At 39.9% G+C, this 25,458-nt stretch carries 24 protein-coding genes and 4 tRNA genes; 4 read left to right on the plus strand and 24 right to left on the minus strand.

Going from position 1 to position 25,458, the window contains the following annotated elements:
• Window positions 1-21 precede the first annotated feature (21 nt).
• Both K6I41_RS15745 and K6I41_RS15750 read right to left on the minus strand, forming a co-directional pair.
• Complete coding sequence (locus tag K6I41_RS15745) at window positions 22-1,344, minus strand: MFS transporter (RefSeq protein ID WP_250374760.1); 1,323 nt, start codon at window positions 1,342-1,344, stop codon at window positions 22-24.
• A 224-nt stretch (window positions 1,345-1,568) separates the two neighbouring features.
• Window positions 1,569-2,789 carry an acyl-CoA dehydrogenase gene (locus tag K6I41_RS15750; RefSeq protein WP_004703641.1) on the minus strand — a complete coding sequence of 407 codons (1,221 nt, stop codon included), beginning with the start codon at window positions 2,787-2,789 and terminating at the stop codon, window positions 1,569-1,571.
• A 245-nt stretch (window positions 2,790-3,034) separates the two neighbouring features.
• On the opposite strand from K6I41_RS15750, the gene K6I41_RS15755 reads away from it, so the two are divergent.
• A complete protein-coding gene (locus K6I41_RS15755; RefSeq protein WP_192836436.1) occupies window positions 3,035-3,982 on the plus strand; it encodes a LysR substrate-binding domain-containing protein in 948 nt (315 codons plus the stop codon).
• Window positions 3,983-4,071: 89 nt separating this feature from the next.
• Here the strand turns inward: K6I41_RS15755 and K6I41_RS15760 are convergent, their stop codons facing one another.
• Window positions 4,072-5,247: a zinc-binding dehydrogenase gene (locus K6I41_RS15760; protein ID WP_250374761.1), complete on the minus strand. Its 1,176-nt coding sequence runs from the start codon at window positions 5,245-5,247 to the stop codon at window positions 4,072-4,074.
• A 401-nt stretch (window positions 5,248-5,648) separates the two neighbouring features.
• Here K6I41_RS15760 and add point away from each other — a divergent pair, with 401 nt between their 5' ends.
• On the plus strand, window positions 5,649-6,644 hold the full coding sequence (gene add, locus K6I41_RS15765; protein ID WP_191108695.1) for an adenosine deaminase: 996 nt from the start codon (window positions 5,649-5,651) through the stop codon (window positions 6,642-6,644).
• 289 nt (window positions 6,645-6,933) lie between these two features.
• On the opposite strand, the gene K6I41_RS15770 is transcribed toward add, so the two are convergent.
• The 14 genes from K6I41_RS15770 to rpe form a co-directional block, all read right to left on the minus strand.
• A tRNA-Pro gene (locus tag K6I41_RS15770) sits at window positions 6,934-7,010 on the minus strand.
• 4 nt (window positions 7,011-7,014) lie between these two features.
• Window positions 7,015-7,090: transfer RNA gene (locus tag K6I41_RS15775), tRNA-His, on the minus strand.
• Between the two features lie 33 nt (window positions 7,091-7,123).
• Window positions 7,124-7,200, minus strand: a tRNA-Arg gene (locus K6I41_RS15780).
• A gap of 56 nt (window positions 7,201-7,256) precedes the next feature.
• Window positions 7,257-7,333, minus strand: a tRNA-Pro gene (locus K6I41_RS15785).
• Window positions 7,334-7,475: 142 nt separating this feature from the next.
• Entirely contained in the window at window positions 7,476-8,540 is a 1,065-nt protein-coding gene (nadA, locus tag K6I41_RS15790) for a quinolinate synthase NadA (RefSeq protein WP_004794428.1), read from the minus strand.
• Between the two features lie 144 nt (window positions 8,541-8,684).
• Window positions 8,685-9,905: a bifunctional glutamate N-acetyltransferase/amino-acid acetyltransferase ArgJ gene (gene argJ, locus K6I41_RS15795; RefSeq protein WP_151767462.1), complete on the minus strand. Its 1,221-nt coding sequence runs from the start codon at window positions 9,903-9,905 to the stop codon at window positions 8,685-8,687.
• A gap of 133 nt (window positions 9,906-10,038) precedes the next feature.
• Window positions 10,039-10,518 carry a methylated-DNA--[protein]-cysteine S-methyltransferase gene (locus K6I41_RS15800; RefSeq protein ID WP_016139173.1) on the minus strand — a complete coding sequence of 160 codons (480 nt, stop codon included), beginning with the start codon at window positions 10,516-10,518 and terminating at the stop codon, window positions 10,039-10,041.
• Between the two features lie 12 nt (window positions 10,519-10,530).
• A complete protein-coding gene (locus K6I41_RS15805; RefSeq protein WP_004794435.1) occupies window positions 10,531-10,851 on the minus strand; it encodes a DMT family transporter in 321 nt (106 codons plus the stop codon).
• A gap of 149 nt (window positions 10,852-11,000) precedes the next feature.
• Complete coding sequence (locus K6I41_RS15810; protein ID WP_250374762.1) at window positions 11,001-11,996, minus strand: cation efflux transmembrane domain-containing protein; 996 nt, start codon at window positions 11,994-11,996, stop codon at window positions 11,001-11,003.
• Window positions 11,997-12,024: 28 nt separating this feature from the next.
• On the minus strand, window positions 12,025-12,780 hold the full coding sequence (locus tag K6I41_RS15815) for a copper resistance protein B (protein ID WP_250374763.1): 756 nt from the start codon (window positions 12,778-12,780) through the stop codon (window positions 12,025-12,027).
• The gene (locus K6I41_RS15820; RefSeq protein ID WP_250374764.1) at window positions 12,767-14,731 is read right to left on the minus strand and encodes a multicopper oxidase domain-containing protein; all 1,965 of its coding nucleotides are present in this window, start codon (window positions 14,729-14,731) and stop codon (window positions 12,767-12,769) included. Before K6I41_RS15820 ends, K6I41_RS15815 begins: the two co-directional genes overlap by 14 nt.
• A gap of 40 nt (window positions 14,732-14,771) precedes the next feature.
• Window positions 14,772-15,167 carry a hypothetical protein gene (locus K6I41_RS15825; RefSeq protein WP_250374765.1) on the minus strand — a complete coding sequence of 132 codons (396 nt, stop codon included), beginning with the start codon at window positions 15,165-15,167 and terminating at the stop codon, window positions 14,772-14,774.
• Between the two features lie 103 nt (window positions 15,168-15,270).
• Complete coding sequence (locus tag K6I41_RS15830; protein WP_250374766.1) at window positions 15,271-16,092, minus strand: Cof-type HAD-IIB family hydrolase; 822 nt, start codon at window positions 16,090-16,092, stop codon at window positions 15,271-15,273.
• A 356-nt stretch (window positions 16,093-16,448) separates the two neighbouring features.
• Window positions 16,449-17,135, minus strand: coding sequence for a ribulose-phosphate 3-epimerase (gene rpe, locus K6I41_RS15835; RefSeq protein WP_004794447.1), 687 nt, complete (start codon window positions 17,133-17,135; stop codon window positions 16,449-16,451).
• Between the two features lie 184 nt (window positions 17,136-17,319).
• On the opposite strand from rpe, the gene K6I41_RS15840 reads away from it, so the two are divergent.
• On the plus strand, window positions 17,320-17,592 hold the full coding sequence (locus K6I41_RS15840; protein ID WP_250374767.1) for a DUF2218 domain-containing protein: 273 nt from the start codon (window positions 17,320-17,322) through the stop codon (window positions 17,590-17,592).
• Here K6I41_RS15840 and fghA read toward each other — a convergent pair whose 3' ends face one another.
• From fghA to K6I41_RS15870, 6 genes are all read right to left on the minus strand, one after another.
• Window positions 17,593-18,438: an S-formylglutathione hydrolase gene (gene fghA, locus K6I41_RS15845; RefSeq protein ID WP_250374768.1), complete on the minus strand. Its 846-nt coding sequence runs from the start codon at window positions 18,436-18,438 to the stop codon at window positions 17,593-17,595.
• Window positions 18,407-19,858, minus strand: coding sequence for a C13 family peptidase (locus K6I41_RS15850; RefSeq protein WP_250374769.1), 1,452 nt, complete (start codon window positions 19,856-19,858; stop codon window positions 18,407-18,409). Before K6I41_RS15850 ends, fghA begins: the two co-directional genes overlap by 32 nt.
• Window positions 19,859-19,994: 136 nt before the next feature.
• Window positions 19,995-20,786: a class I SAM-dependent methyltransferase gene (locus tag K6I41_RS15855; RefSeq protein WP_198307527.1), complete on the minus strand. Its 792-nt coding sequence runs from the start codon at window positions 20,784-20,786 to the stop codon at window positions 19,995-19,997.
• 9 nt (window positions 20,787-20,795) lie between these two features.
• Window positions 20,796-21,461 (minus strand): tRNA (adenosine(37)-N6)-threonylcarbamoyltransferase complex dimerization subunit type 1 TsaB, encoded by a 666-nt coding sequence (tsaB, locus tag K6I41_RS15860; RefSeq protein WP_192455590.1) that lies wholly within the window; start codon window positions 21,459-21,461, stop codon window positions 20,796-20,798.
• 135 nt (window positions 21,462-21,596) lie between these two features.
• On the minus strand, window positions 21,597-22,124 hold the full coding sequence (locus K6I41_RS15865; RefSeq protein WP_151989121.1) for a gamma carbonic anhydrase family protein: 528 nt from the start codon (window positions 22,122-22,124) through the stop codon (window positions 21,597-21,599).
• A 19-nt stretch (window positions 22,125-22,143) separates the two neighbouring features.
• The gene (locus K6I41_RS15870) at window positions 22,144-22,773 is read right to left on the minus strand and encodes a CoA pyrophosphatase (protein ID WP_085942204.1); all 630 of its coding nucleotides are present in this window, start codon (window positions 22,771-22,773) and stop codon (window positions 22,144-22,146) included.
• Between the two features lie 114 nt (window positions 22,774-22,887).
• Here K6I41_RS15870 and K6I41_RS15875 point away from each other — a divergent pair, with 114 nt between their 5' ends.
• The gene (locus K6I41_RS15875) at window positions 22,888-23,436 is read left to right on the plus strand and encodes an NUDIX hydrolase (RefSeq protein WP_002115876.1); all 549 of its coding nucleotides are present in this window, start codon (window positions 22,888-22,890) and stop codon (window positions 23,434-23,436) included.
• A gap of 52 nt (window positions 23,437-23,488) precedes the next feature.
• On the opposite strand, the gene filF is transcribed toward K6I41_RS15875, so the two are convergent.
• Window positions 23,489-25,441 carry a putative pilus system protein FilF gene (gene filF / locus K6I41_RS15880; protein WP_250374770.1) on the minus strand — a complete coding sequence of 651 codons (1,953 nt, stop codon included), beginning with the start codon at window positions 25,439-25,441 and terminating at the stop codon, window positions 23,489-23,491.
• Window positions 25,442-25,458: the final 17 nt, after the last annotated feature.

Below are 25,458 nucleotides of genomic sequence, written 5' to 3' on the forward strand. Positions count from 1 at the left end.
AACGCACCTTCTTGTCATTGTTTATGATTGTTTTTGCGGATCGTACTGACGATCTTTAATAAATAAGCCTGGCAATACACCCGCAACAAAATACGCAGCGCCCATCACAATAAAGGCCATGGTAAACGTACCACCCGACGCCAAGAAACCAATGGTGGCTGGTGCAACAGCAGCCCCAACACGACCAATGTTATAAGCACCGCCAATAGCCGTTCCACGCACATCGGTTGAAAAACTTTCAGCCATATAAGTCGCGTTCACACCGTATGGAATGCCATATAAGAAGCCAAAAGTGATTAATAAATACAAAATATTGTCAGGGGTGTTGAAGAAAATAATGATTGGCAAGAACACAGCGCTGGCAATTGTTCCAAACACAAAAACAGCACGGCGGTTAAATTTGTCTGCAAGATAACCCGCTAAAATTTTGCCTAGAATCATTGCGGTATATGAACCCACCATATAACTGGTTAAGTTTTTAAAGTTCATATGCACTTCTGTTTCTAAATAACTTGGCATCCAGTTGTTAATGCCGTAATAACCAAACTGTAAAAAGAATGCTGTGGTCATCCACAACAAAAACATCTTACGGTGTCTAAAGTTATTAAAAATTTGCTTATAAATACTCACACTTTTCGGCTTTTCAGCCACGACTATTTCTTTAGGCTGTCTGTTGCCTTGTAAGCTTTCAATTTTGGTGAGCTGCCAAGATTTTGGCTCTGGCACAAATCGTTGTAAAAAAATATTAACGAAAGCAGGCACTACAGTCAGGAAGAATAAAACACGCCAGCCATGATCTGGAATAATCGCGCCAGCTAAGAGTGTCGCAGCAATATAACCCACCGTTTGCCCCGTCTGTAATGTGCCCAAGACCGTTGTACGGTAAGTGGTTGGCACATATTCAGCCATAAGAGTATTACAGGCCATATAGAGTGCTCCGATACCCAAAGCACCAATAAAACGTAAAGCCATAAATTGCTCAAAGCTTTGTGTAAAGCCCAATAAACAGGTCGCTACAGAAAAGAAAGTCACCGAGTTGGCAATGGTTCTTACGCGACCAAACTTGTCACATGCCCAGCCACCCAAAATACCGCCAATACCCATACCTGCCAAAGAAGCACTACCTAATGCGCCTGCCTGAAAGGTACTTAAACCAAACTCTGCCTTTAAGCTGGTCAAGCTATAAGACAGCAGCATAATATCAATGCCATCGACTACCATTGCAAAATAGGCAAATAACAACGCCCATTTCCATGTATTTGGTCCAATCTTTTCATATGTTCCAAGGTTACTTGGAAATGTATTTCTTAATTCTTTCGATATTACTTGAACGTCATTGTTCATCTTTAGTTCCTCATTTTCCCAAATGAGTCATCGGCAGCCTACTTATGTTTTCTGTATGACTTAATCTTCTATATTTTCATCATCTTACATTTGGTTTTAAGTACACAGAGGCGTATCTTTACATGAGTATCCTTACGATGAGTCTTGTCATTATCCATAAATTTTTGCGTAAAAATCCCTAAAGGTGCTCTCGAAAGAACACCTCTATTTTTAAAATGAATGAGTTAGTTACTAAATGCCGCGATGCCTGTTTGCGCACGACCTAAAATCAAGGCATGGACGTCATGTGTGCCTTCATAGGTATTTACGACTTCAAGGTTAACCAAATGACGTGCTACGCCAAACTCGTCACTAATACCGTTTCCACCCATCATGTCACGCGCCATGCGGGCAATATCAAGCGCCTTTCCACAGTTGTTGCGCTTAATTAGAGACGTGCCTTCAACTGATGCAATGCCTTCATCTTTCATACGACCAAAACGTAAAGCCACTTGCAAACCCAAAGCAATTTCAGTTTGCATATCTGCCAGTTTCTTTTGGATTAATTGATTTGCAGCCAACGGACGACCAAATTGTTTACGATCCATGGTGTATTGATGTGCAGTATGCCAGCAGAACTCAGCAGCCCCCATTGCCCCCCATGCAATGCCATAACGAGCGCTATTCAAACAGGTAAATGGGCCTTTCAAACCTCGAATCTCAGGGAAAGCATTTTCTTCAGGTACAAAAACGTTGTCCATAACGATTTCACCTGTAATTGAGGCACGTAAACCGACCTTGCCATGAATGGCAGGCGCAGATAGACCTTCCCAACCCTTTTCTAAAATGAAGCCGCGAATATCACCAACATTGCCTTCAGCAGAAACTTCTTTTGCCCAAACAACAAATACATCGGCAATTGGGCTATTGGTAATCCACATTTTTGCGCCACTTAAACGATAACCACCGTCAACTTTTTTAGCACGGGTAATCATACTACCCGGGTCTGAACCATGATCAGGCTCGGTCAAACCAAAACAACCAATGTATTCACCAGTAGCTAGTTTAGGTAAATACTTCTGCTTTTGCTCTTCGGTACCAAATTCATGAATTGGAACCATCACCAATGAGCTTTGCACACTCGCCATAGAGCGGTAGCCCGAATCGACATATTCAATTTCACGCGCAACCAAGCCATAACTCACATAGTTCAAACCCGCACCGCCATATTGCTCAGGAATGGTTGGCCCTAATAAACCAAGCTCTCCCATTTCACGGAAAATAGATGGGTCTGTTTTTTCATGACGGAATTGTTCAAGTACACGTGGTTGCAAGCGCTCTTGGCAATAGGCATGAGCCGCATCACGAATCATGCGCTCATCTGGGCTAAGCTGTTGTTCAATTAAAAATGGGTCTTGCCAGTTAAATTGAACTTTTGCTTTTTTTGTTGTCACCATGTGATTCATCGCATCCTCTGCTTGATTTGATCTTCTTTATTTAACTCGATGTTATGCGTGAAAAATGCAGTAATCAAACGATAAATGTTCATGCAGATATGCGACTTACGCATATTTAAAATAAGAAAGTTTAAATTTAGATATTTAATTGGTTGTATTTCATTAAAAATGGCTTATTTTTATACTAAACTCGGATATCTGCATTTAGGTCATATGCCATTTTGAAATATGACGACAAATAAAAGGATTTATTTATGCGAAGAAGCATCCCATCCATTCAGGGCCTGATTTGCTTTGAAAGTGCAGCAAAACATTTAAGTTATACCTATGCTGCACAAGAATTATGTATTACCCAAAGCGCGGTCTCTCGCCAAATTCAACAGTTAGAAGACTTCTTGGGCGTTGAACTTTTTATACGTACTCGACATGGTGTTGAACTGACCATTGCAGGTCAGCAGTATTTTAAAAGTATTAAGCCCTATTTATTAGGGCTAGAGAAATGTACGGCTGATGTGATTTCTCATAAAGGTTTAGGTGGCACACTAAAATTAGGTGTAGTTCCTACCTTTGCAACGCGATGGTTATTACCCAAGCTCCATCTTTTAAATCAAAAACACCCTGAAATTACGGTTCACTTAGAAACCAGTACTAAACCTTTTTTATTTAATGACAATATTTTTGACGCTGCGATTTTTGCAGGTACGCAGCAGCAAATTGACCACTGGCCCGGCATACAAGCACATTATTTAATGGATGAAGAAATTGTACCTGTGTGCTCACCAAGACTAATCGAAAAGTATTTTCCAGATGCTGTGATGATTAATGAAAATACCTATGATTTAAGCCCAGAAGATTTGCTAAAAATCCCTCTCCTACAACAAACCACTCGGCCTAGCATTTGGCAAGAATGGTTTCTGACCCATCAGATGCAGCACCCGAAACCTTTTGATGGACAACGCCATGAGTTATTTTCAATGCTTGCGGTTGCTGCCAGTCATGACATGGGAATGGCTCTAATTCCGCAAATGTTGATTGAGTCTGAACTACAAAAAAAAGAACTAGTGATTGTTTCCAATAAGAAACTAAAAGGCAGCCGAAAGTACTATCTCATTCACTCAAGCCAAGACATCTCACCGACTATTCAAAAATTTGTTGAATGGATTTATCAAGAACTAGAACAACTAAAAAGTAATACAAATTAGCTGAGCCACTTTGTGCTATCTATATGCATAAAAAAAGATTGTGATTAATGAGATCACAACCTTTTTAGTTAAGCGCAAATGACTTTGAATTAATGACTCATCAATTGAATATCTGAACCACTACGTTTCGGGTCAATCAAAATTTTGGCATGCTGTTCAGGGTCACGTAACGCTTCAAATGCACTCGTAACACCTTCTAGGCCAACAACACCTGTAATCAGCGGTGAGCAGTTCACTTTACCTTCTGCAATCATGTGTAGCGCATCTCGAAACTCAAGCGGTGTATAACCCAACACAAACTGAATTTCTAACTCTTTATTAATTGCAAGTGCGGGTTCTATTTTGTCACTTTGCATGCACACACCCACCCCAACAATTCGGGAAAACAAAGGTGCACCTTCAATAATTTGCTGTAAAACACCCGGTACGCCCACACACTCAAAAATAACAGGACGTTTTGGCAGAGCACCCAATTTATCAATCATGCGCCATCCATGCCACCAAGGTAAGCGTGTCGCTTGTAACTTATCAAACAGCCCCATGCCCATGTTAATAGCATCCGAAACATTGCCAAGTAAACCAAACTCTTTCCAGTTGGCAAATGGCGATGTCTCTTTGGGGTCTACCACAATATCTGCACCACATTGCTCGGCAAGCTTACGGCGGTTTGGTGAAAAGTCGCTGGCAACCACAGTTTTAACCCCAGCTGCTTTAAGCATTAAAATGACACCTAGCCCAACAGGTCCGCAGCCAATTACAATCGCAGGTTCACTGGTTTTCACACGGCTACGGCGAACGGCATGCAATGCAACAGCCATAGGTTCAGTCATGGTAGCACTATCTGCATCTAAGCCATTAGGTACTTCAAACATCAAGCTTGATTGAGCCAATACTTGCTCAGCATAACCGCCCGAAGCATTTGGAGAAAGCCCTGTCGACAAATAACCATGCTGATCTACATTCAAAAGCGGCATTGCACAAACGAGTGTATCTGCTTTAAATTTATGACGTGTTTTTGGGCCGTAGTCTAAAACCTTACCGCAAAACTCATGTCCCAATACAAACGGATCTGTAGACTTGGCTAAACCATTAAACCCGACACGTGCAGCCAGATCATGCATGTGGTCGCAGTGGTGCTGCATATGTAAATCTGAACCACAGATGCCACATCGCACCACTTCTAATAAAACCTGCCCTTTTGCAGGTGTTAAGTTCGGTTGATCCACTACTTGTAATGTTGCTTGATGACAAAGTACCGACTTCATTTGAGTGCTTCCTATTTCTTCTTTTTCATTTACTTGCCAGAAATAGATTTCTACAGATAAATTAATCGCTTTATCGGTTTGGTCTTTAGCAAGCCTTTATTCATATTTACAAGTAAAAGCCAAAATACCAATGACCATTCTTCAGCCATTCCACTCTTGAAGAGTCAACAAAAAAAGGCTCAGCGAAATTAAAAACAATAAAAATCTTGGTGCTTGTATCTTACACAGACTGCGTTATCTTCTTAGGCCAGAACAATGTCATCAAAATTAAAACTTATACAAATATAGTAAGTTCAAAAAACTCAACTCAACGCTTTTCACAAAAACATAGCAAATCCAAACTTTTATCAGCAGCTCTAAACAGGCATGATGAATTAAGACGAACAGATAAGAAGAAATCTATGATTACAAAAACGCTTCCGCTTACAGATATACACCGCCACCTTGATGGCAACATCCGTATTCAAACCATTTTAGAATTGGGGCAAAAATACCATTTAGATTTGCCTGCCTACGACATTGAATCTTTACGACCACATGTACAAGTGATGGATAACCAACCAGACTTATTAAGTTTTTTATCTAAGCTCGATTGGGGTGTAAAAGTATTAGCGAGCCTAGATGCCTGCAAACGTATTGCTTTTGAAAACATGCAAGATGCAGCACAACAAGGCCTAGACTATGTAGAGTTACGTTTTTCACCGGGTTATATGGGAATGACACATCAACTTCCACTTGAAGGCGTTGTTGAAGCGGTTATTGCTGGTGTAAAAGAAGGCAGCCAAGCTTACGGGGTAAAAGCGAATTTAATTGGCATTATGAGCCGTACTTTTGGTCAGGACGCTTGCGAAAAAGAATTAAATGCCCTACTCGCCCATAAAAATAATATCAAAGCGTTGGATCTTGCTGGAGATGAGCTTGGTTTTCCGGGCAATTTATTTATTGATCACTTTAAAAAAGCGCGTGATGCAGGTTGGCACATTACGGTACATGCAGGTGAAGCTGCCGGCCCAGAAAGTATTTGGCAAGCTATTGAAGAATTAGGTGCCGAACGAATTGGACATGGCGTTAAAGCAGTTCAAGATTTAAAACTTTTAGATTATTTGGCTAAACATCAGATTGGTATTGAGTCTTGTCTCACCTCAAACATTCAAACCAATACAGTGCCTTCTTTAGCAGAGCACCCATTAAAGACTTTTTTAGAACATGGTGTACTTGCCACCATTAATACAGATGACCCTGCGGTAGAAGGTATTGAGATACAACATGAATATTTAACTGCTGCCCCTTTAGCTGGTTTAAGCCCTGAGCAAATTTATACAGCTCAAGAAAATGGTCTTAAAATCGCATTTTTGTCAGATCAAGAAAAAGATGAGTTAAGGCAGAAATATCAATAACAGAGAACAGAGAACAGAGAACAGAGAACAGAGAACAGAGAACAGAGAACAGAGAACAGAGAACAGAGAACAGAGAACAGAGAACAGAGAACAGAGAACAGAGAACAGAGAACAGAGAACAGAGAACAGAGAACAGAGAACAGAGCTTATATAAATAAGTTCAAATATTGGAGTGTGTATAAATTAAAATTTAAATATATAAAAACAAAAAAATTCCTTCAATCTGTAAGACTAGAAGAAATTCTTTTTAATATTTGGGATATTTTCAAAGCCTGAACGCTTTTAAATATGGTCGGAGCAGTAGGATTCGAACCTACGACCCCCTGGTCCCAAACCAGGTGCACTACCAGGCTGTGCTATGCTCCGAAATTGGGGTGAATGACGGGATTCGAACCCGCGACAACTGGAATCACAATCCAGGGCTCTACCAACTGAGCTACATCCACCATCAAATAAGTTCTATGTACCAAGCTACCAAATGGCGCGCCTGACAGGATTCGAACCTGTGACCATCCGCTTAGAAGGCGGATGCTCTATCCAACTGAGCTACAGGCGCTTAACCGATGATGCTTATCATGCGATACTTCGCCGATCTTAAAATATTATTTTAAGTGGTCGGAGCAGTAGGATTCGAACCTACGACCCCCTGGTCCCAAACCAGGTGCACTACCAGGCTGTGCTATGCTCCGATCTATCTCAGCTTTTGCTGTATCGCACATCGTGCGGTACGGTGTGCATTCTAGGCGCGACGCCCTCAGACGTCAACACCTATTGTCAAAAAAAGTTAAAAATCCTTATCAAATGTATATTTAACAAGCATTTTGAAGTTTTTTAACGCTTTAACGATGCACTAAAGGCTAACATTCGATCTAAAGGCATTTTGGCACGTTCAGCAAGTGCTGGATCAACGTGTATTTCCTGATCACCTTTTTGTAAAACTTCTAAAATTCCATCGAGTTCATTCATTGCCATCCACGGACAGTGAGCACATGAACGACAAGTTGCACCCTCACCTGCTGTTGGTGCCTCAACTAAAATCTTATTGGGTACCGCTTGCTGCATTTTGTAGAAAATACCGCGGTCAGTTGCCACAATGAGTCTTTCATTTGGCAAAGTCTGCGCAGCTTTAATCAGTTGAGAGGTACTACCTACCGCATCGGCAATGTCTACAACCGACTCTGGTGACTCTGGATGTACCAATACAGCCGCATCTGGGTACAGTGCTTTCATGTTGGCAATACCACGTGCACGGAATTCTTCATGCACAATACACGCACCATCCCAAAGCAACATATCTGCACCAGTTTTCTTTTGAATATAGCGACCTAAGTGCTGATCAGGTGCCCAAATAATTTTTTCGCCCAAGCTATCTAGGTGTTCAACAATTTCAACAGCACAGCTTGAAGTCACCACCCAATCTGCACGTGCTTTAACAGCAGCCGATGTGTTGGCATAAACAACTACGGTGTGGTCAGGGTGCTGATCACAAAATGCTGTGAACTCATCGACAGGACAGCCCAAATCAAGTGAACAGGTTGCCTCAAGTGTCGGCATTAAAATTGTTTTTTCAGGAGACAGAATTTTTGCTGTTTCTCCCATAAACTTTACACCAGCCACAACGAGTGTTGAGGCAGCATGATCTCGTCCGAAACGGGCCATTTCTAAAGAGTCAGAAACGCATCCACCTGTTTTTTCGGCAAGCTCCTGTACTTCAGGGTCGCAATAGTAATGAGCAACAAGGACAGCATCACGTTTTTTGAGCTCTGCTTCGATCTGTGCAAACTTTTGTTGTTTTGCTTCTTCACTTAAGCGATTGTCTTTTGGCTCACCTAAACGGTCTAAATGCGCTTGTACAATGTTTTTTGCATCGTTGGCAATTAAAGTCGCATCACTCATAAAACGTCTTCTCTATCCTTCATGCTGGCATACCTGCTCGCATATAACGTTACTGCTTAAATGATTTACGGATTGAATCATTTAATATCAAAAGTTGGGGCTAATAAAAAAGCCTCTTTGTCGAGGCTTGATTATAACTGATATTTAAGAACGGTAATCAGCATTAATTTTGACATAGTCGTAAGATAAGTCACAGGTATATACCGTGTCTTTGGCCTGACCACGTCCTAAATCAACACGAATGGTGATTTCGGTTTGAGACATAACGCGCGCGCCCGCTTCTTCGGTATAGTCCTCAGCTGCGCCGCCATCTTTACAGATTTGTACGTCGTCTAACCACACTTGAATTTTAGACACGTCTAGGTCTTTAACTCCTGCATAGCCAATCGCAGCTAAAATACGTCCCCAGTTCGGGTCCGATGCAAAAAGTGCAGTTTTAACGAGTGGTGAATGCGCAATGCTATAAGCAATGTCACAACACTCCTGAATGTTACCGCCACCCTCTACAGCCACAGTAATAAACTTCGTCGCGCCTTCACCATCACGAACAATTAACTGTGCTAATCGATTCATTACACGAGCAAGTACTTCTAACACTTTAGTGTAGCGTGCATCACTGTCTGATGTAATTTCAGCGCCACCCGCCTGACCTGTTGCTACAAAAATACAAGAGTCATTTGTTGAGGTATCGCCATCAATCGTAATACGGTTAAATGAATGCTCAACCGTGGTTTTTAGTAACTTTTGTACTAAATCGCGGCTAATAGGTGCATCGGTTGCCACAAAGCTCAACATGGTTGCCATGTTCGGGCGAATCATTCCAGCGCCTTTACTAATACCTGTCATGGTATAAGTAATGCCATCAAGTTCAAATTGTTCAGATGCACCTTTAGGTACTGTATCTGTGGTCATAATGCCAGATGCAGCATCATTCCAAGCCGCGTCTTGTACGCTATTTAATGCTGGCTGAAGACCAGCAAGTAAACGCTCCATCGGAAGCTGCTCACCAATCACCCCCGTAGAAAACGGAAGGACTTCAAAACTGTTTACCCCAGCAATCTCAGCCAATTTTGCACAAGTATCCTGAGCATTTTTCAAACCCGTAGGTCCAGTTCCTGCATTGGCATTACCTGTATTAATCACTAAATAACGAGGATTACCTTCGGCAAGATGAGCTTTAGAAACATGAACAGGCGCTGCACAAAATGCATTTTGAGTAAATACACCTGCAACATTTGAACCTTCTGCAAACTCAAAAATGACTAAATCTCGTCGGTTTTGGTAACGTACATATGCTTCTGTTGAGCCAATTTTTACACCTTTTACCACATGCATTTGTGGCATTGTTACGTCACCGACAGCCATTTTTAGAACATCCAAAGTTTGTTGAATAAGATCAATATTTCAAAAAAAGCGATGCCATGAAGCACTTTCTTCATGAAATATCATAGTGGACAGCTTAGTAGAAAAGTCTAAAAAAATCGAGCGCAAAAACAGCTCATTGTTGCTCTAGTTTTAATAAAATGTCTTTCTTATCAAGCCCACCAGCAAAACCAACTAAAGCACCACCCGCACCAATGACTCGGTGACAAGGTGCAATAATTGAAATCGGGTTTTTGCCATTCGCCGCGCCAACTGCTCTCACCGCTTTTTCATTGCCAATTTGAACAGCAATATCTTTATAACTTCTTGTTTCACCATAAGGGATGGTCAATAAAGCAGACCAGACCTGCTTTTGAAATGCAGTGCCCTCGAAATCTAGTGGTAATGTAAACTCACGGCGTTTACCTTCAAAATATTCTTTTAATTGTTGTTCTGTCTTTAATAATACTGGATGCTCAAGTTGTTCGACTAGCTCGGCCAGTCGAACACGTTTTGGATTTTCATTGTCCCAGAGTATTGCCACCAAAGCATTTTCATTCGCAACCAGCTTTAATTGCCCAACAGGCGAATTGATATACTTATAAGATAACAACATAGTTTTATTCTCTTAGGAAGGCGATGAAATTTTCATTAAAACCAAACCTGACACAATCAATACAGCGGCAATCATTCGCATAGCGCCAACAGGCTCATGAAGAAAGAAAATACCGACTAGAAATGACCCGATTGCGCCAATTCCTGTCCAAACCGTATAGGCAGTGCCAAGGGGTAAAGTTTTCATTGAAATTGAAAGTAGAATTACGCTCAAAATCATAAAAACTACGGTAATAACACTAGGGGTTAAACGTGTAAAACCTTCGGACATTTTCATAGAATATGCCCAAATGATTTCAAATACACCTGCTAAAATTAAAATAGCCCAAGCCATAACATTCACTAATTTTTATAGTGTCAGGTCGTCCCGACATGATTACCCAATATGGGGGAGGTCGTTCCTCCTTTATGAGAGGACTCAGTTTACTTTAAAATAAAAAATGAAGGCAAACCTTATCTAAAGCTTGCCTGTCTTAGAAAATACTATTCGTTTTTTAACTGTAAAATTTTTCGTGCGCCATTTAAAACAAACAAGACAATAATTAATCCAATCATTAAATCAGGATAAGGAGAGCCTGTAATGGCAACTAATATTCCCGCAACAATGACACCCAAGTTTACGATGACATCGTTTGCAGAAAAGATATAACTCGCCTTCATATGTGCCCCGCTCTCTTTATGGTCTCTCATTAAATAAAGGCAACTAATATTGGCTGCCAGAGCCAATCCACCAATTAAAATCATGAGAATTGAAACGGGTTCACTGCCGTAAATAAAACGGCGTAATACATCAATTAACACAATCATGGCTAAGCCAAACTGGAACCATCCTGAAAGATGGGCAGCCTTTAATTGTGCATTTAGATTTTTACCTACCACAAATAAAGCAATGCCATAAATTGCAGCATCGGCAAACATATCGAGTGAATCGGCGATTAATCCTGTCGATGAAGCAATAATACCTGCCATAAACTCAATGACAAACATGACGCCATTAATGAGTAACAGCCATTGTAAAACTTGCTTTTGTGAGGCATTAGTTGAAGAGCTAGCTCGAACCTTTTTAGGTTTTTCAACAGGTTCATAATGTGGCTGCGTTTGTTGTAATTCCGCCCCTAGTCCTAAACGTTGCAGACTTTGAGTAATCTTTTCAGCTTGAACACTGTGATAAATCGCCAAATGCCGTGCTGGCAAGTCAAAATGGAGCTCTTGTATATCGTCAGCGTAAGAGGCCAAAGCCATCCGTACCATTTGCTCTTCAGCTGCACAATCCATGTGAGGAATATGATAATAACTCACCCATTGGCTGTTTTTAGGCACAGCTTCACTAGGTGTAGAATACTCCTGAGGCGGCATGCTTGAGCAGCCGCAGCTAGAGCTAGTTTTATTTAAATGTATTTGATTCTCTTGTTTTTCTAAAGCCATCTGTGCACCATAACTGACACAAAAAACAATGCCATCAGTATAAACCAATGGCATGTCATTAAGCTTAATTTTTGTTCGGCAATTAAAACTTAAGTGTTAACCCTGCCCCATAATACCAACCATGTTCAGAGTCGGTTCCAGTTTGCCAAGCCGTTTGTTTTAACCCTTTTTCATAGCCGTAACCCACATCAAGAAATGGCATCACCTTTTTGTTGATTTCATAACGGCTCTGAAAACCAGCTTGTAAACTTGATAAACCTGTTTTACTGGCATAGCGAGATTCATCTTGCAAAACAACATCTGCTTTTAAATAAGGCTTACCAATTAGCTTTTGGGTAAAGAGTAAGTCTCTTTCCGTTTCTAAACTTAGCTTCCATAGCTGATCTTCACCTACATAAAGATATGCATCGGTTTCAAAAAAGTAAGGTGCCATGCCATGCAAACCGACTACACCTGCCCAGCGATCTTGCTTTTCATCTTCCCGTTGTAAACGCTCGTAGTTTACCCCAGCCTGTACATCCCAATAATCAGCTACATTTCGACTGTAAAGTACTGAACCGCCGTAATTAGCATCTTCCGACTCAGCTTTTTCAACATGGGCTTTAATGAACAATTTATTTTCATCAGTTCCCACCCAACTTTCTAATTCAGAAGAAAAACTGCCTTCTCCCTCTTCATTTTGAGTCCAGCCAGTATCAATTTTTATTGCCTGATAGATCTGTCCACCATGTTCGCGTAAATGATCATGTGTTAAGGGTTCTTGTGCCAAAGCAAGAACCGATACGCCAGAGAAAATACCGCAACATATCATTTGAGAAAATAACTTAGTGATGCGCATGACTCGCTCCTTTTTCATTTTCAGATTGAACAGGTGCTTGAGATGCATCTACTGCTCCATCATTCACTTGAGCCACAATCAACTTATTCATCATCCCTGCACTCATGTGATAAAGCAGATGGCAATGAATCGCCCACTCTCCTAAAGCATCGGCTGTCAATAACGCAGTAACTGTCTTTCCTGGTGGAACAATAACGGTATGTTTATTTGGCAAGTTTTCAGCTTGCTGACCATTTTCCAATTGCATGAACATGCCATGCAAATGCATTGGATGAGCCATCATACTGTCATTCACGAACTTCAAACGAATACGTTCGCCATACTTAACTTGCAATGGCTCAGCTTCGCTAAATTTCTTGCCATTAATGGTCCAGATATAACGCTCCATGTTGCCGCCTAAACGAATAACAAGCTCTCGTTCTGGCGCACGTGTGTCTGGCTGAGGTGTTAAAGATTGCAAATCGCTATATTGCAGTGCCTTCATACCCTCTGGTGTCGAAGCATTTGCCCAGCCATAAACGGGCTCATCCTTTTTAGACTTATTCTCAGATTGCGCAGGCATCTCATGCTTCATATTCATCATGGCATGGTCATGTTCACTCGATGACATTGCCTGCATATCATGTTTCATTTCAGGCATCGCTGACATGTCATGCTTCATTTGCATCATAGAATGATCATGTTTTTCAGATGACATATTTTTCATGTCATGGCTCATGTTCATGTTCATGTTCATGTTCATGTTCATGTTCATCATCGTATGATCATGATTAGTCTGGCTCTCTTCTTTTTTCATTTCAGGCATAGCCGACATATCGTGTTGCATGTTCATTTGATGGCCAGCATGTTCATCACTTGCCCCATTGCCATGACTCATGCCCATATCATCCATGGTTAGCAAAGAACGTGGACGTGGCTGCGGCATTTGAACTGGCTCTACAGCTTGCGTCTTTTCATTGTGCAAAGTACCGATAGCGAAACCACTGCGGTCAATAGACTCTGCTTCAATCTGATAATTTGGCTGTTTAGGTTCTACAATGACATCGTAGGTTTCGGCTGTGCCAATACGAAACTCGTCAATTGCAACTGGTTTAACTGGCTGCCCATCTGCACTTACAACTGTCATTTTCAAATTTGGAATTCTGACATCAAAAAATGACATTGCCGATGCGTTAATAAATCGTAATCGAACCTTATCGCCAGCTTTAAAATTACCTGTCCAGTTTTGCTGAGGTGTCTTGCCATTAACCAAGAAGGTATAACCCGTCACATCAGACATATCGGTTTTTAACATCCGCATCTGATTCCACATCGAACGATCTTGCCAAGTTGCTTTTAAGCCTTGTGTTTTAACTTGCTTCAAAACATCAGATACGGTTTCACGGCGGTTTTGATAATACTCAGCAGATTTCTTCAAATTCTTCATAATGCTATCGCTAGAAGAATGATGAAAATCTGAAAGCATCACCATATAATCACGATCCGTTTTTTCATGTGCAGCTACGGGTATTTTCCCTTTTGGATAAATCACGAGCGGGCCATATAAACCATCTTGCTCTTGGCCTTTACTATGAGCGTGATACCAATACGTGCCGTTTTGTTTCACCTTAAAGCGGTAAACAAAATCTCCATTTGGAGCGATTCCTTTAAAACCATTGAAACCCGGTACGCCATCCATTAACCCTGGCAGTAATAACCCATGCCAGTGCAAAGACGTGTCTTGATTCTTTAATTGGTTATGAACATGAATAACAGCCTCATCTCCTTCTTCAAACTCAAGAAGTGGTGCTGTAAATTTTCCATTTACGGTAATTCGTTTGAGCGGCTGACCCGTAACATTGACCTGTTGTTCATTAATATTAAGGTGATATTCCTTAATTGCCGCGAGGGTCCATGGTGAAACCAATAGACCAAATACAGCGACGAGGCTGCTAATTGTTTTATGAGACATTGCTTTAATCCTTTGAACTAAAAAAATAAGTAAGAAAGGATTAAGCTTTTGGAGGACGTAAAATTTCTTGCCAGTATCCGGCTAAATGCTGAGCCTGATAAATACTGCTAAATTGAGACGAGATTGGAATAAATTGCGAGTCAATATCTGGTACAGCTTGCTGTAATGCCAAATTCACAATTTGACAATGAATTGGGTTACAGTCCTGACAATGCTCACCATGTGAGTTAAGAGACTGTGTCATATTTTGATGACATACAGTCTGATCATCTGTTTGAACATGCATATTCTTATGCGAAGTTTTTTCACTATGACACGGCATCGTATGAAGATCATGCTGCATAGGCGTCTGAGCAATAGACACACCACTCCACCCAATGACCAAAGTCATTAGGAACACAAACCAAGCATACTTGCGTAAGTGTTGTAGAGCCATTGTGGTTTATCGCCTAAAGCCGATGAGTAATCTTAACCCCATTAGCATAACCAAGTTTTCAAACAGATACAATTTTCAATCTTAACTGTTTGTTTTAAAGTAATTAAGCAAATGGTGATTGATGCTGAAGGACTAAATCAATCACTTCTAGTGCACCCTCATGTTCATTACTTACAGTTGTATAAGGAGCTACTGCTTTCAAAGCTTCAACTGCATTTTCAACCGCAAATCCATAGCCGACAGCTTTGATCATCTGGATATCATTATTGTTATCACCAATCGCAACCACTTGATCAGATTCAACCTGCCATTTTTGTAGCAATAGCTTCAAACCATGTGCTTTATGCTGGTCTGGAAGAATCAAATCGATAAAACCAAAACCACTTGAAACAGGAACTAATACTTTATCTGCAACAAAACTTTTTTTCTGAAAATGTTCAAAAATCGCAAAGCTTTCATTTTCCTGAGCAGTAAAAGTAATTTTACACACCAAGTCATCTAGTGCATAAAAATCATCAATAACTGTTAGCTTTTCAAAGTATCGAGCGACTTTGGCATAGTCCTCTGCGTTCATGCTGCTATGCACATAAGCACTCTGTTTCCCGCAGATCACCATGGTTGAAGTATATGAAGAGTCAATCGCTTTTAAAATCTCAATATATTGTTGCTGACTTAAATGAGCAAAAGCTATTTCTTGCCCTGCATCTACAACATGCGCGCCATTTTCTGCAATAAAAGCAATTTCATGACTAATTTCTGGAAAATAGGTAATCAGCTTTGCAAGTTGGTTACCACTGGCAACCACGAAATGAATATTATTTTGTTTAAGTTGTTCGTACTGTTTTAAAAAACGTGCTTTGTTGTACTGCTTCTTAGAATTAAGAAAAGTCCCATCCATATCTACCGCTAAAATTTTTATCGTCATTAATTATCTAAATCTCTTACTAAAATCTTATTAAAGCAAATTTAGCTTTATTTTTCATGACACTTTTACAGTTTTATACTTATCTATCTCTAAAAAATTTCCACACAGAGCCGTATCGTTTTTTGCACAGGTCATTTTTTAGTAAAGCTTAATAAAAAATCAGATAATAAAATATCCAACACGCATAAAAAAAGAACGCCAAAACGTTCTTTTTTCATACATTTCGCTTAGAGAATAAACGGTTGATCTAATTTTGTTTATTTTACCAACATCTTATCCATACGGTTATCAACACAGTTATCCATATAGTTATAAACAAAGTTATCCACAAGCTTATTCTCAGTTCAATATACTTTTTAAGCGTCTACACTGCCCACTTTCGCAAGCTCTGCACGCATTTGATCAATTACAACTTTATAATCTGGTTGACCAAAAATAGCTGAACCAGCAACAAACATATCTGCACCCGCTTCTGCAATTTCACGAATATTTGCAGGACCAACACCACCATCAACTTCTAAACGAATATCACGGCCACTTGCATCGATAATTTTGCGCGCTTCACGCAACTTTTCTAATGTCATTGGAATGAACTTTTGTCCACCAAAACCTGGGTTTACACTCATTATTAAAATTTGATCTACTTTATCAAGCACGTAATCTAAATAGTGCAACGGCGTTGCTGGGTTAAAGACTAAGCCAGCTTTAGCACCACCTGACTTAATAAGCTGTAATGAACGATCGATGTGGTGCGATGCTTCTGGATGGAAAGTAATAATATCTGCACCAGCTTCCAAAAAGTCTCCAATAATTCGGTCAACTGGAGATACCATTAGATGCACGTCAACAGGAGCTGTAATCCCGTAATTTTTTAAAGCCTTACATACACCTGCACCAAAAGTTAAATTTGGAACATAGTGATTATCCATCACATCAAAATGTACTACATCGGCACCTGCGGCTAACACTTTGTCTACATCTTCACCTAAACGAGCAAAATCGGCAGATAAAATAGAAGGAGCAATCAAGTAAGGCTTGGACATAGGTGGATGACCTGGCTAAAAATTTAAGGAGAGGCTGAAAATTATAACAAAAAAGAACCTACTTGGCCTGCCCTTCCTTGCTTAAATGACAACATTTCAAACTTGCAACGTAACGTTGCAACAATAGAATGCTAACGGCGAAACGAATTTGTTAAGGTACATTAAACCAATGTGAGGATTGATAATGAAAAGCACAACTCATCTATTAACAAACGATGGAAAACGCATTGCAAAACGTCTAGTTAATCATTGGAAGCACAAGTTTGAAGTACAAGAAACTGAACAAGATTTCAAAATCTTAATGCCTACAGCAACGATTACGCTTGCACCAGAAACAGAGCAGTTAAACGTTGCTATTGATAGCCAGTTAGATGACCACAACAACTTAGAAAAAGTGGTGCTTGATCATCTAAACCGTATGGCTCAACAAGAATTTCAGGTTGAATGGCAACACTAATTAGCCAGCGACCTTTTCTAATTGGATTGCATGGAACTGTAAATGCTCATCCATAAAGGTTTGAATAAAGTAATAACCATGATCATAGCCAGCATGTTGTCTTAAAGTTAAAGGCTGTCCTGCTTTTAAACATGCTTGCTTAAATTTTTCAGGGTGAAGTTGTTCATAAAATTGGTCATCTAATCCCTGATCAACCAAAATTTCGTCAAATACTGCACCATTTTTTGAGACTAAAGCTGTGGCATCATGAGCCAACCAGCTATTGCGATCTGCACCTAAATAATGACTAAAGGCTTTGTCTCCCCATGCACACTCTGTTGGTGCACAGATCGGAGCAAAAGCAGATACCGACTTAAACTTTTCAGGATATTTAAACGCTAAAGTTAATGCACCGTGGCCACCCATTGAGTGTCCAAAGATACCAACTTGTTGAGAGTTTACAGGAAAGCTTTTTAAAATGAGTGGATATAACTCATCAATTAAATAGTTTTCCATTTGATAATGCTCAGACCACGGTGCTTGTGTAGCATTAATATAAAAGCCCGCACCTTGCCCAATATCCCAATGATCCCCTGCTGCGACTTGTTCTCCACGAGGAGAAGTGTCTGGGGTAATCAATATTAAGCTGAGTTGTGCTGCCATATGTTGCGCATGTGCTTTTATGGCAAAGGTTTCTTCAGTACACGTTAACCCAGCTAAGTAAAACAAAGTTGAGCATGCTTTACCTTCTAAAGCTGCTGGTGGTAAATAAACACCAAACTTCGCTGGTCCTTTTAAATAAGAAGATTCAAATTGGTATATACGCTGCTCGCCCTCAAAGCAGCGGTTTTTTTGCAGGAGTTGCATCGTTTTTAGCCTCTGTTTTTGTTTGAGCAATATCTACACTACCCGTATTTTGCTGAGGAAATAGATACTTTTCCAATTGAGGTAGCATAAGTTCCATATTTTTACCGATCATCCACTGAGGCTCTGAAGGTTCAACACCTTGAGCCACTTCCCATTTGGTTACTGTTTGCTTAGCTGTGTTAAACGAGTCTTTCATCGACGATTGCTCTCGCATAGCCAAATCAAAGAAAGCTCGTCCAAAATAGGTATAGTCAGCTTCGTTATTACATCCAAAAGAAGTTTTATCAGCGGCAGATGCGGTAATAATTAAAGTATCAGGAGACTGTAAAGCAGGAATAAAGCTTCCTGAATAGCAGGCTGAGATAACAATCACACGCCAGCGAATACCAGATTTATCAAGTGTTTCACGCAGCCATTTCGGGTCTACTTGCCCTAAATCTAATGGTGCATTTTCAATTTCAAAGTGATTCTGTTCACCGTGTGAAGTCATATATAGAAATAGAACATCACTATCACGGTTCATTTGCTGCCCCATGCGGCGTAGGGCTAACTCGATACTGGTTTTAGAGGCAATCGGAATTTCTGTGCGGGTGTCTGGATTATTGACCAACATCATCGAACGACCAATCGTTCCGAAACGTGTATCAAACTGTTCTTTAATACGGACCACTTCCGATTTAAAAACATCTTGGTAGCTATCGCCAGCAACACCTAAAAAATACCAATGACTTTTTGCCTGCTCGCCATATTGGACTTGCTCTAAAGAATCGCTCAGCAACTTACTTTGTGCGTAAAAAGCATCTTCAGCAAATGTTGGAGCCAAATCTTTGACCTTCCAAATCGGTTGATCTTTTACAGAAAGTTGCCACACGACCATTGTCGCAATAGTCGCAACCATGACAAGTGCACGTTCCCACCAAGGCCACTTAAGTTCGCGTGAGAAAACCCAAATCACCGCTAAACTTTGCCACACAAACAAAGCCACAAATAAGCTCGGTAAAATTCCGTTATAAATAGCATCGGGAATAAAGTTGAGATAACCGTTAGAACCCAAATACTGAATTAAACATTGAATTAATAAGATATTTGTATCTAGAACCAACCACAGTAAAGCAGGTACTAGCATTAAACGAGGTTGGTTGGTGCGCTGGGATAAGAAAATACCGACAATTAAGGCAATGAATGGCCAAAGTGCATAACCAATTAAACCTTGTGAATTGAAATCACCGATTTGACCAGCGACAAGCCAACTATACAGAGAGTTAGTACATCCCCCTAAAATTCCCCAAACAATCAACTGAAGAATAGATGGATGTACAATTTGTAGAGAACGTCTTGATCCCAAAAACAGCCACATTCCGGCAATTTGGTTGCTTTTAAAATCATGCCAAAAGTTAATGGAGGGTTTAAGATCAATCATAAAAGGTTTTCAAAAATTTCGTTTTTGTCAGGCATCTTAAGTGTATGCCTGCTAAGAATTTTAGCAATCATGCTTTTGAACTATATCACATATATTTGTGCATTATTCAAGCAATAAAACCTAACCTTACAGAAGCCTACTGAAAATACGCATCAAAACGACAAGCATCTCCTTGCCATTGATGAGCTGGCTCTTGATTCGCCAAGAAAATAGCATGGCGCGGTCGTTTAACGACTACACGTTTAGCAACTTTCTGAGCCAAAACAAGCAAATTATCCCCCAGATCCATTTCACCATCTTCGGGTAAAAGTAGGTGTAAAAGCTGCATCTGTTTTTTAACCTGAGCTTGTTTTTTGATGGCTTGGTGATTCTGGTCACGCTGTGGAAACATCGGATCTAGATAAACTACATCAACCATTTGAGCTGTTTGCTGTAACTGTTGTAAATAACTTGCAGAATCAGCAAAGATCAGTTGAATCCGATCCATAAATTGGCTTAAAAAGCTGTCTTGTTCAGCTTGTGCTTTTGCATCTTCAAGTAAGGTAAATAAAATTGGATGGCGTTCAACCAATTGTATTTGTGCGCCTAAATAAGCCATGAGTAAACTATCGTGGCCTAAGCCTGCTGTAGCATCAACCAGTATTGGTTTTTCACCTAACTGACAAGCCCGAGCAATCATTTCTGATTTAAGACTTGCACGTTTTAAACGGGAAATTTCGGCTTTCCAATCGGGCTGCATTTTCATGCCATTTGCAGATAACCATAACCCGTTTTCATCCACACAAAGTGCCAACTCAGGATTTAAACGCAGAAAACGCGCATTCAGTTTTTCAACTAACTGTAAATCTACAGTCACACCTCTAGAACAAAGCACAGCCTGGTAGTGCTGTGCTTGTTCTTGAAAATCTACTTCAAAATATATGTGCATGATTCGCCTTTATTTTGCTTTACCCTGATCTGCTATTTTTTTCCATGCATCATCACGTAAATAAACTGGCAAAGCATGTTCAGCATCAACCCACTGCTTTTCTGCTGCATAAACACGTGCAATAGAAGCAATGTCTTGTGCAGTTGCAGTGATTGTTTGATGATCTGCATCAGCTTGAAGTAACTTTGCGCCCGAACCAATTAAGCAATGTTTTGCGTAAGCAGCAGCTGGTTCGTAGCCCATCAATTTTTCTTCATCAATACATTGCATAATTCCATGTTCATCTAGAACATAACTTGCAATGTAAACTTCGTTCATACGCGCATCGAGAACCGCAGTCACTTGTTTCAAACCTTCAAGTCGGTATGCCGCTTGAGCTAAAGCTTGCAAACTCGAAACAGGAATAACAGGTAAATCTTGTGACCATGCCAACGCCTGAGTCACAGCTGCATTAATGCGAACACCACTAAAAGAACCCGGCCCACGGCTAAAGGCAATCGCATCTAGACCAGCAACCTCAAGACCTGTTTGCTGTAGCCCCTGCTCAATCATGGGCAAAATGGTCTGGGTTTGTGCTTTCGCCCGCGTATCGAGTTGAAAAAACAGTTCTTGGGTTTCATCGACTAATGAAATAGAACACTGCTCATTTGCAGTTTCCAACGCCAGCAATTTCATGCACAACCTTAGTATTAAATCAGATTAAAAACGAGGGTTATGATACCCCACTCGGCTCTGATAGGCGAGTTGTTCTCTTTCTAAATAAAAATGCCAAGCTTGTGCTTGGCATAAAAATATTTTGCTAAAAAAGAGTTAAAAGTGGAATTCTTTTAAATCTGCATAGTTCTTAAAGTGCTCAGCATAATGCAATGCACTCAAACGTATTTTTGCAGCGCCATCTTCATCTAAAGTTTTGACAATTTTGCCAGGTGAACCCATCACCACTGAATTATCTGGAATCACCTTCCCTTCAGGAATTAAGGCATTCGCACCAATAATACAGTTTTTACCAATCACAGCCCGATTTAAAATTACGGCGTTCATACCAATCAAACTATTATCACCAATTGTACAACCATGCAGCATGACTTTATGTCCGACTGTGACATATTCACCAATATTTAGCTCAAGTCCAGCATCGGTATGCAATACAGAATTTTCTTGAATATTAGAGAAATCACCAATTCGAACTATACAGTTATCGGCACGTACTACAGCTCCAAACCAAATGCTGACTTGACGCCCTAACTCTACTTGTCCAATGAGCGTTGCTGTTGGAGCAACCCAACCATCCCATGGCTCATGTAAGGCTTTTGGGTGCTGTCCTTGATAGCTATACATCATAATTTATCAATCCTGGTCATTTATTCTTATGAGAAAACTTTGGCATTCCAAAGGTTGGCGAGTTGAGTAAAAATGGCCAATCTTTTTGATAACCCAATCCATATTTAAACAGAGCAACTAACATACGAGCAGTTAAACCCCAAATGATTTCATTATCAATCTGTAAGCTTGGAAAATATAAAGACTGGTGAGCATATCGAACTTCATAGGGTGTTGGACGCGTCTCGATAAGTTGCTGTAACGGGACAAAGAAAATTCGATCAATTTCCGTAGGCTGAGGTATTAAAGTGACCTCAGGAGGAATAAGCCCAACGATTGGTTTTACAGACAAACCACTTCTTGCACGTTGCATTGGTAAATCACCTAAAAGCTGCACATCGAACGGGTTTAAAGCTGTCTCTTCCTGAGCTTCTCTTAACGCTACAACAATATTACTGGTATCACTAGGATCACGCTTTCCACCCGGAAAAGAAACTTCCCCCGCATGGTTGTTCATATGTATTGAACGGCGTGTGAGTAGTACCTTTGGATCATTTTCATTAGTAATTGCAATCAGTACTGCTGCTTGTGCTTCTTGTATGCGGGTGGAAAAGCGCAATCTTTGCTGTAACTTTTGTGTTAGCAAGTGCTCTTCCATACCATTCACCTATTATTCTATCTCTCTTTGCATCATATCTGAAAATCAAACTTAGGGAATAGAGTTGATGCGTAAGTCTAAAAATTCAGTTATGCTGAGTCATCTCTATACTCGATGATAATTATGAGTTTCTGTGTAGCGTGTGGGCATAAAACCGAACAAAAAATTCCTTTAGGTGATCATAAAGTACGCCGTGTTTGTACTCATTGTGGAAATATTCACTATGAAAACCCCAAAGTAATCTGCGGTGCCTTAGCGTTATGGGAAGACAAAGTATTACTCTGTCGTCGTGCGATTGAACCTCGTTATGGTTTATGGACTTTGCCTGCTGGCTATATGGAATTGTTCGAAACCATGGAGCAAGGTGCAGCACGCGAAACTCGAGAAGAAGCAGAAGCCGAGATAGAAATAGAACAACTGTATTGTATGTACAATATTCCGCGTATTGGTCAAATTTATGTACTATTCAAAGCACAGCTGAAAGATGGAATTTTTGGTGCAGGTGAAGAAAGCATTGAGAGTCGTCTGTTTGAAGAACATGAAATTCCATGGGGTGAACTTGCGTTCCCTAGTGTTGAACATACATTAAGACATTATTTTGAAGACCGTAAAAAACAAGTTTTCCCAACACATCTTGAAACTTTGGGTACGCGTTTAGATCATACGGGTTAATCAATTAGATAATAAAAAGACCGCTAAGCGGTCTTTTTATTTGTTTAATATGTTAAGACTTAGTTTTAATTGCTTTACAAGCTGGAATAGATTGATCCGCTAGTTTGATTGTTACAGTACCAAATTTACGTTGAGCCAAAGCTTTATCCGCAGCGGTTGGAGCAGGCACATCCTTAAGCGTATTATAGCTTTCTTGAGCTGCCGCATGTTGATTAAACCAAGCAGTATTAGTATCGAAATCAATGCTCGTACTATCTACCTTATTTGCTAATAAATTAAATAGATTCAATTTCGCAGGTCCCGGAGAAACGCCTACAAAAGTTACCCCAACCATCGCACCATCAATATTCTCAAATTTCGGATTAGATAAAATCATACGAACGTAAACAGACTGTTGGCTATTTGAAGGATCATCAACTGTCGCCGCTGTAGTACCAATTCGATATTGTTGTACGCCATTACTATCCACTAAACTATTTTCAGACACAGTCGCACATTGGCCTGACATATCATTTGTTGTTGAATTAGGTTTGATATCAGTACGAATATCCCCATGTTCATCAATAACAATACCTAAATTTAAAGGTTGAATCGTCTTATCTGAAAAATTAAATGTCAGAGTCGCATAAAGAGGAAAAATATAATTCTCTCCCACCTTTACGTTACCAGAAGTTTTGAAAACCCTTCTCTCTAGATAACTAATAGGACTACTTTTAACAATACTCAATATCCCATTGTAGCTATCACCATCAACATTTTGACGCCAGAGGCCATAATGTTGCGGATTACCTGTACTGAGTTTTGTTAAGTATTTATAGAATGGTTCTGTTCCTGCCACTCCATAATCATTAAAGAATTTACCTTGATAAATCTGTAAATCTTCATTCGGATTATCAGAAGCGCTTAAACGAAGTGGAGTCGTTGGCTGAATCTCACGGCTAATAGGATTTAACCAAGTATTCTGTGCATTTGCATTTAATCTAGCTGGTTTAACTTTTGAGGTTAACAAATAAGGGTTTTGTACTTGATTGTTTATTACAATAGCATTACCCTTCCACTGCAAACCATATCCTAATGTATAACCTTGTCGGTCTGATAATAAATAAAACTCATCTGCTGAATGTCTTAAGTTAATTGTGTTATTAAAACATTCTTCCTGTGTAGTTCTATTACATCCATAAAAAACTTGATAGTTTTGAAATATGGGACTTGAACTAGTAAATAAATTGAATGACTCAAAAATGCCAGCATTACTTAAGTTGGTCGTTTGTACAACTAACTTATAAGCTTCATCATCAGAAATTTGTCCTACATCTAACCAAGGTTTTAAAATATTTGCATACGCACCATTTTTTAATTCTGTAGCTGTTATGCTCTGAGAAATTTTAGTAAGCTGATCTTTCTTTGTATCTGTAAGTTGGGTGGGTTGTATATCCCCAATCAGGTTATCATCATTTTCCACACCAATACTTTGAAAGATTTTTATTAAAGCAATCGCTACTTTAATTGTTTCATCATTTTTATCTAATGTTGCTGGAGTTTTACCTGTAATACCACTTGCTAAATCCAGCACTCTTAGATATATCGGATTGATCACTTTAGTCCTACCATTCACGGCAGTAAACTTCCCAATCGTATCCAGATTAACGTTTCCTAAGAAAACCTTTTTATTATCTTTACTTTGAATATAAAAACGCGCTGTATCTCCTACTTTGCACGACCCAATTACCGCATTTCCTGAAAGTTTAGTCGCATAATGAAAATTTGTTGCTGAACTACAATCGAAATTAATACCAGCTATCGGATAATCTAAAGCGAATTGCAAACAAGTTGTATCTTCTGCACCAGTGTCGCTCGTTGTTGGCGTACAACTACCTGAAGATAAATTTCCGTTATTAGTACCAGAATTCGGATCTTCACTAATATTGGAACTACCGCCACCACAACCATTTAACATAATCGCTAATGTGGTTAGTGCAAAAGGCCATAAAACTTTTTTATTCATTAGATACCCTACTTATT

The organism is Acinetobacter sp. AS23 (assembly GCF_023612055.1).
Taxonomy (GTDB): Bacteria; Pseudomonadota; Gammaproteobacteria; order Pseudomonadales; family Moraxellaceae; genus Acinetobacter; species Acinetobacter oleivorans.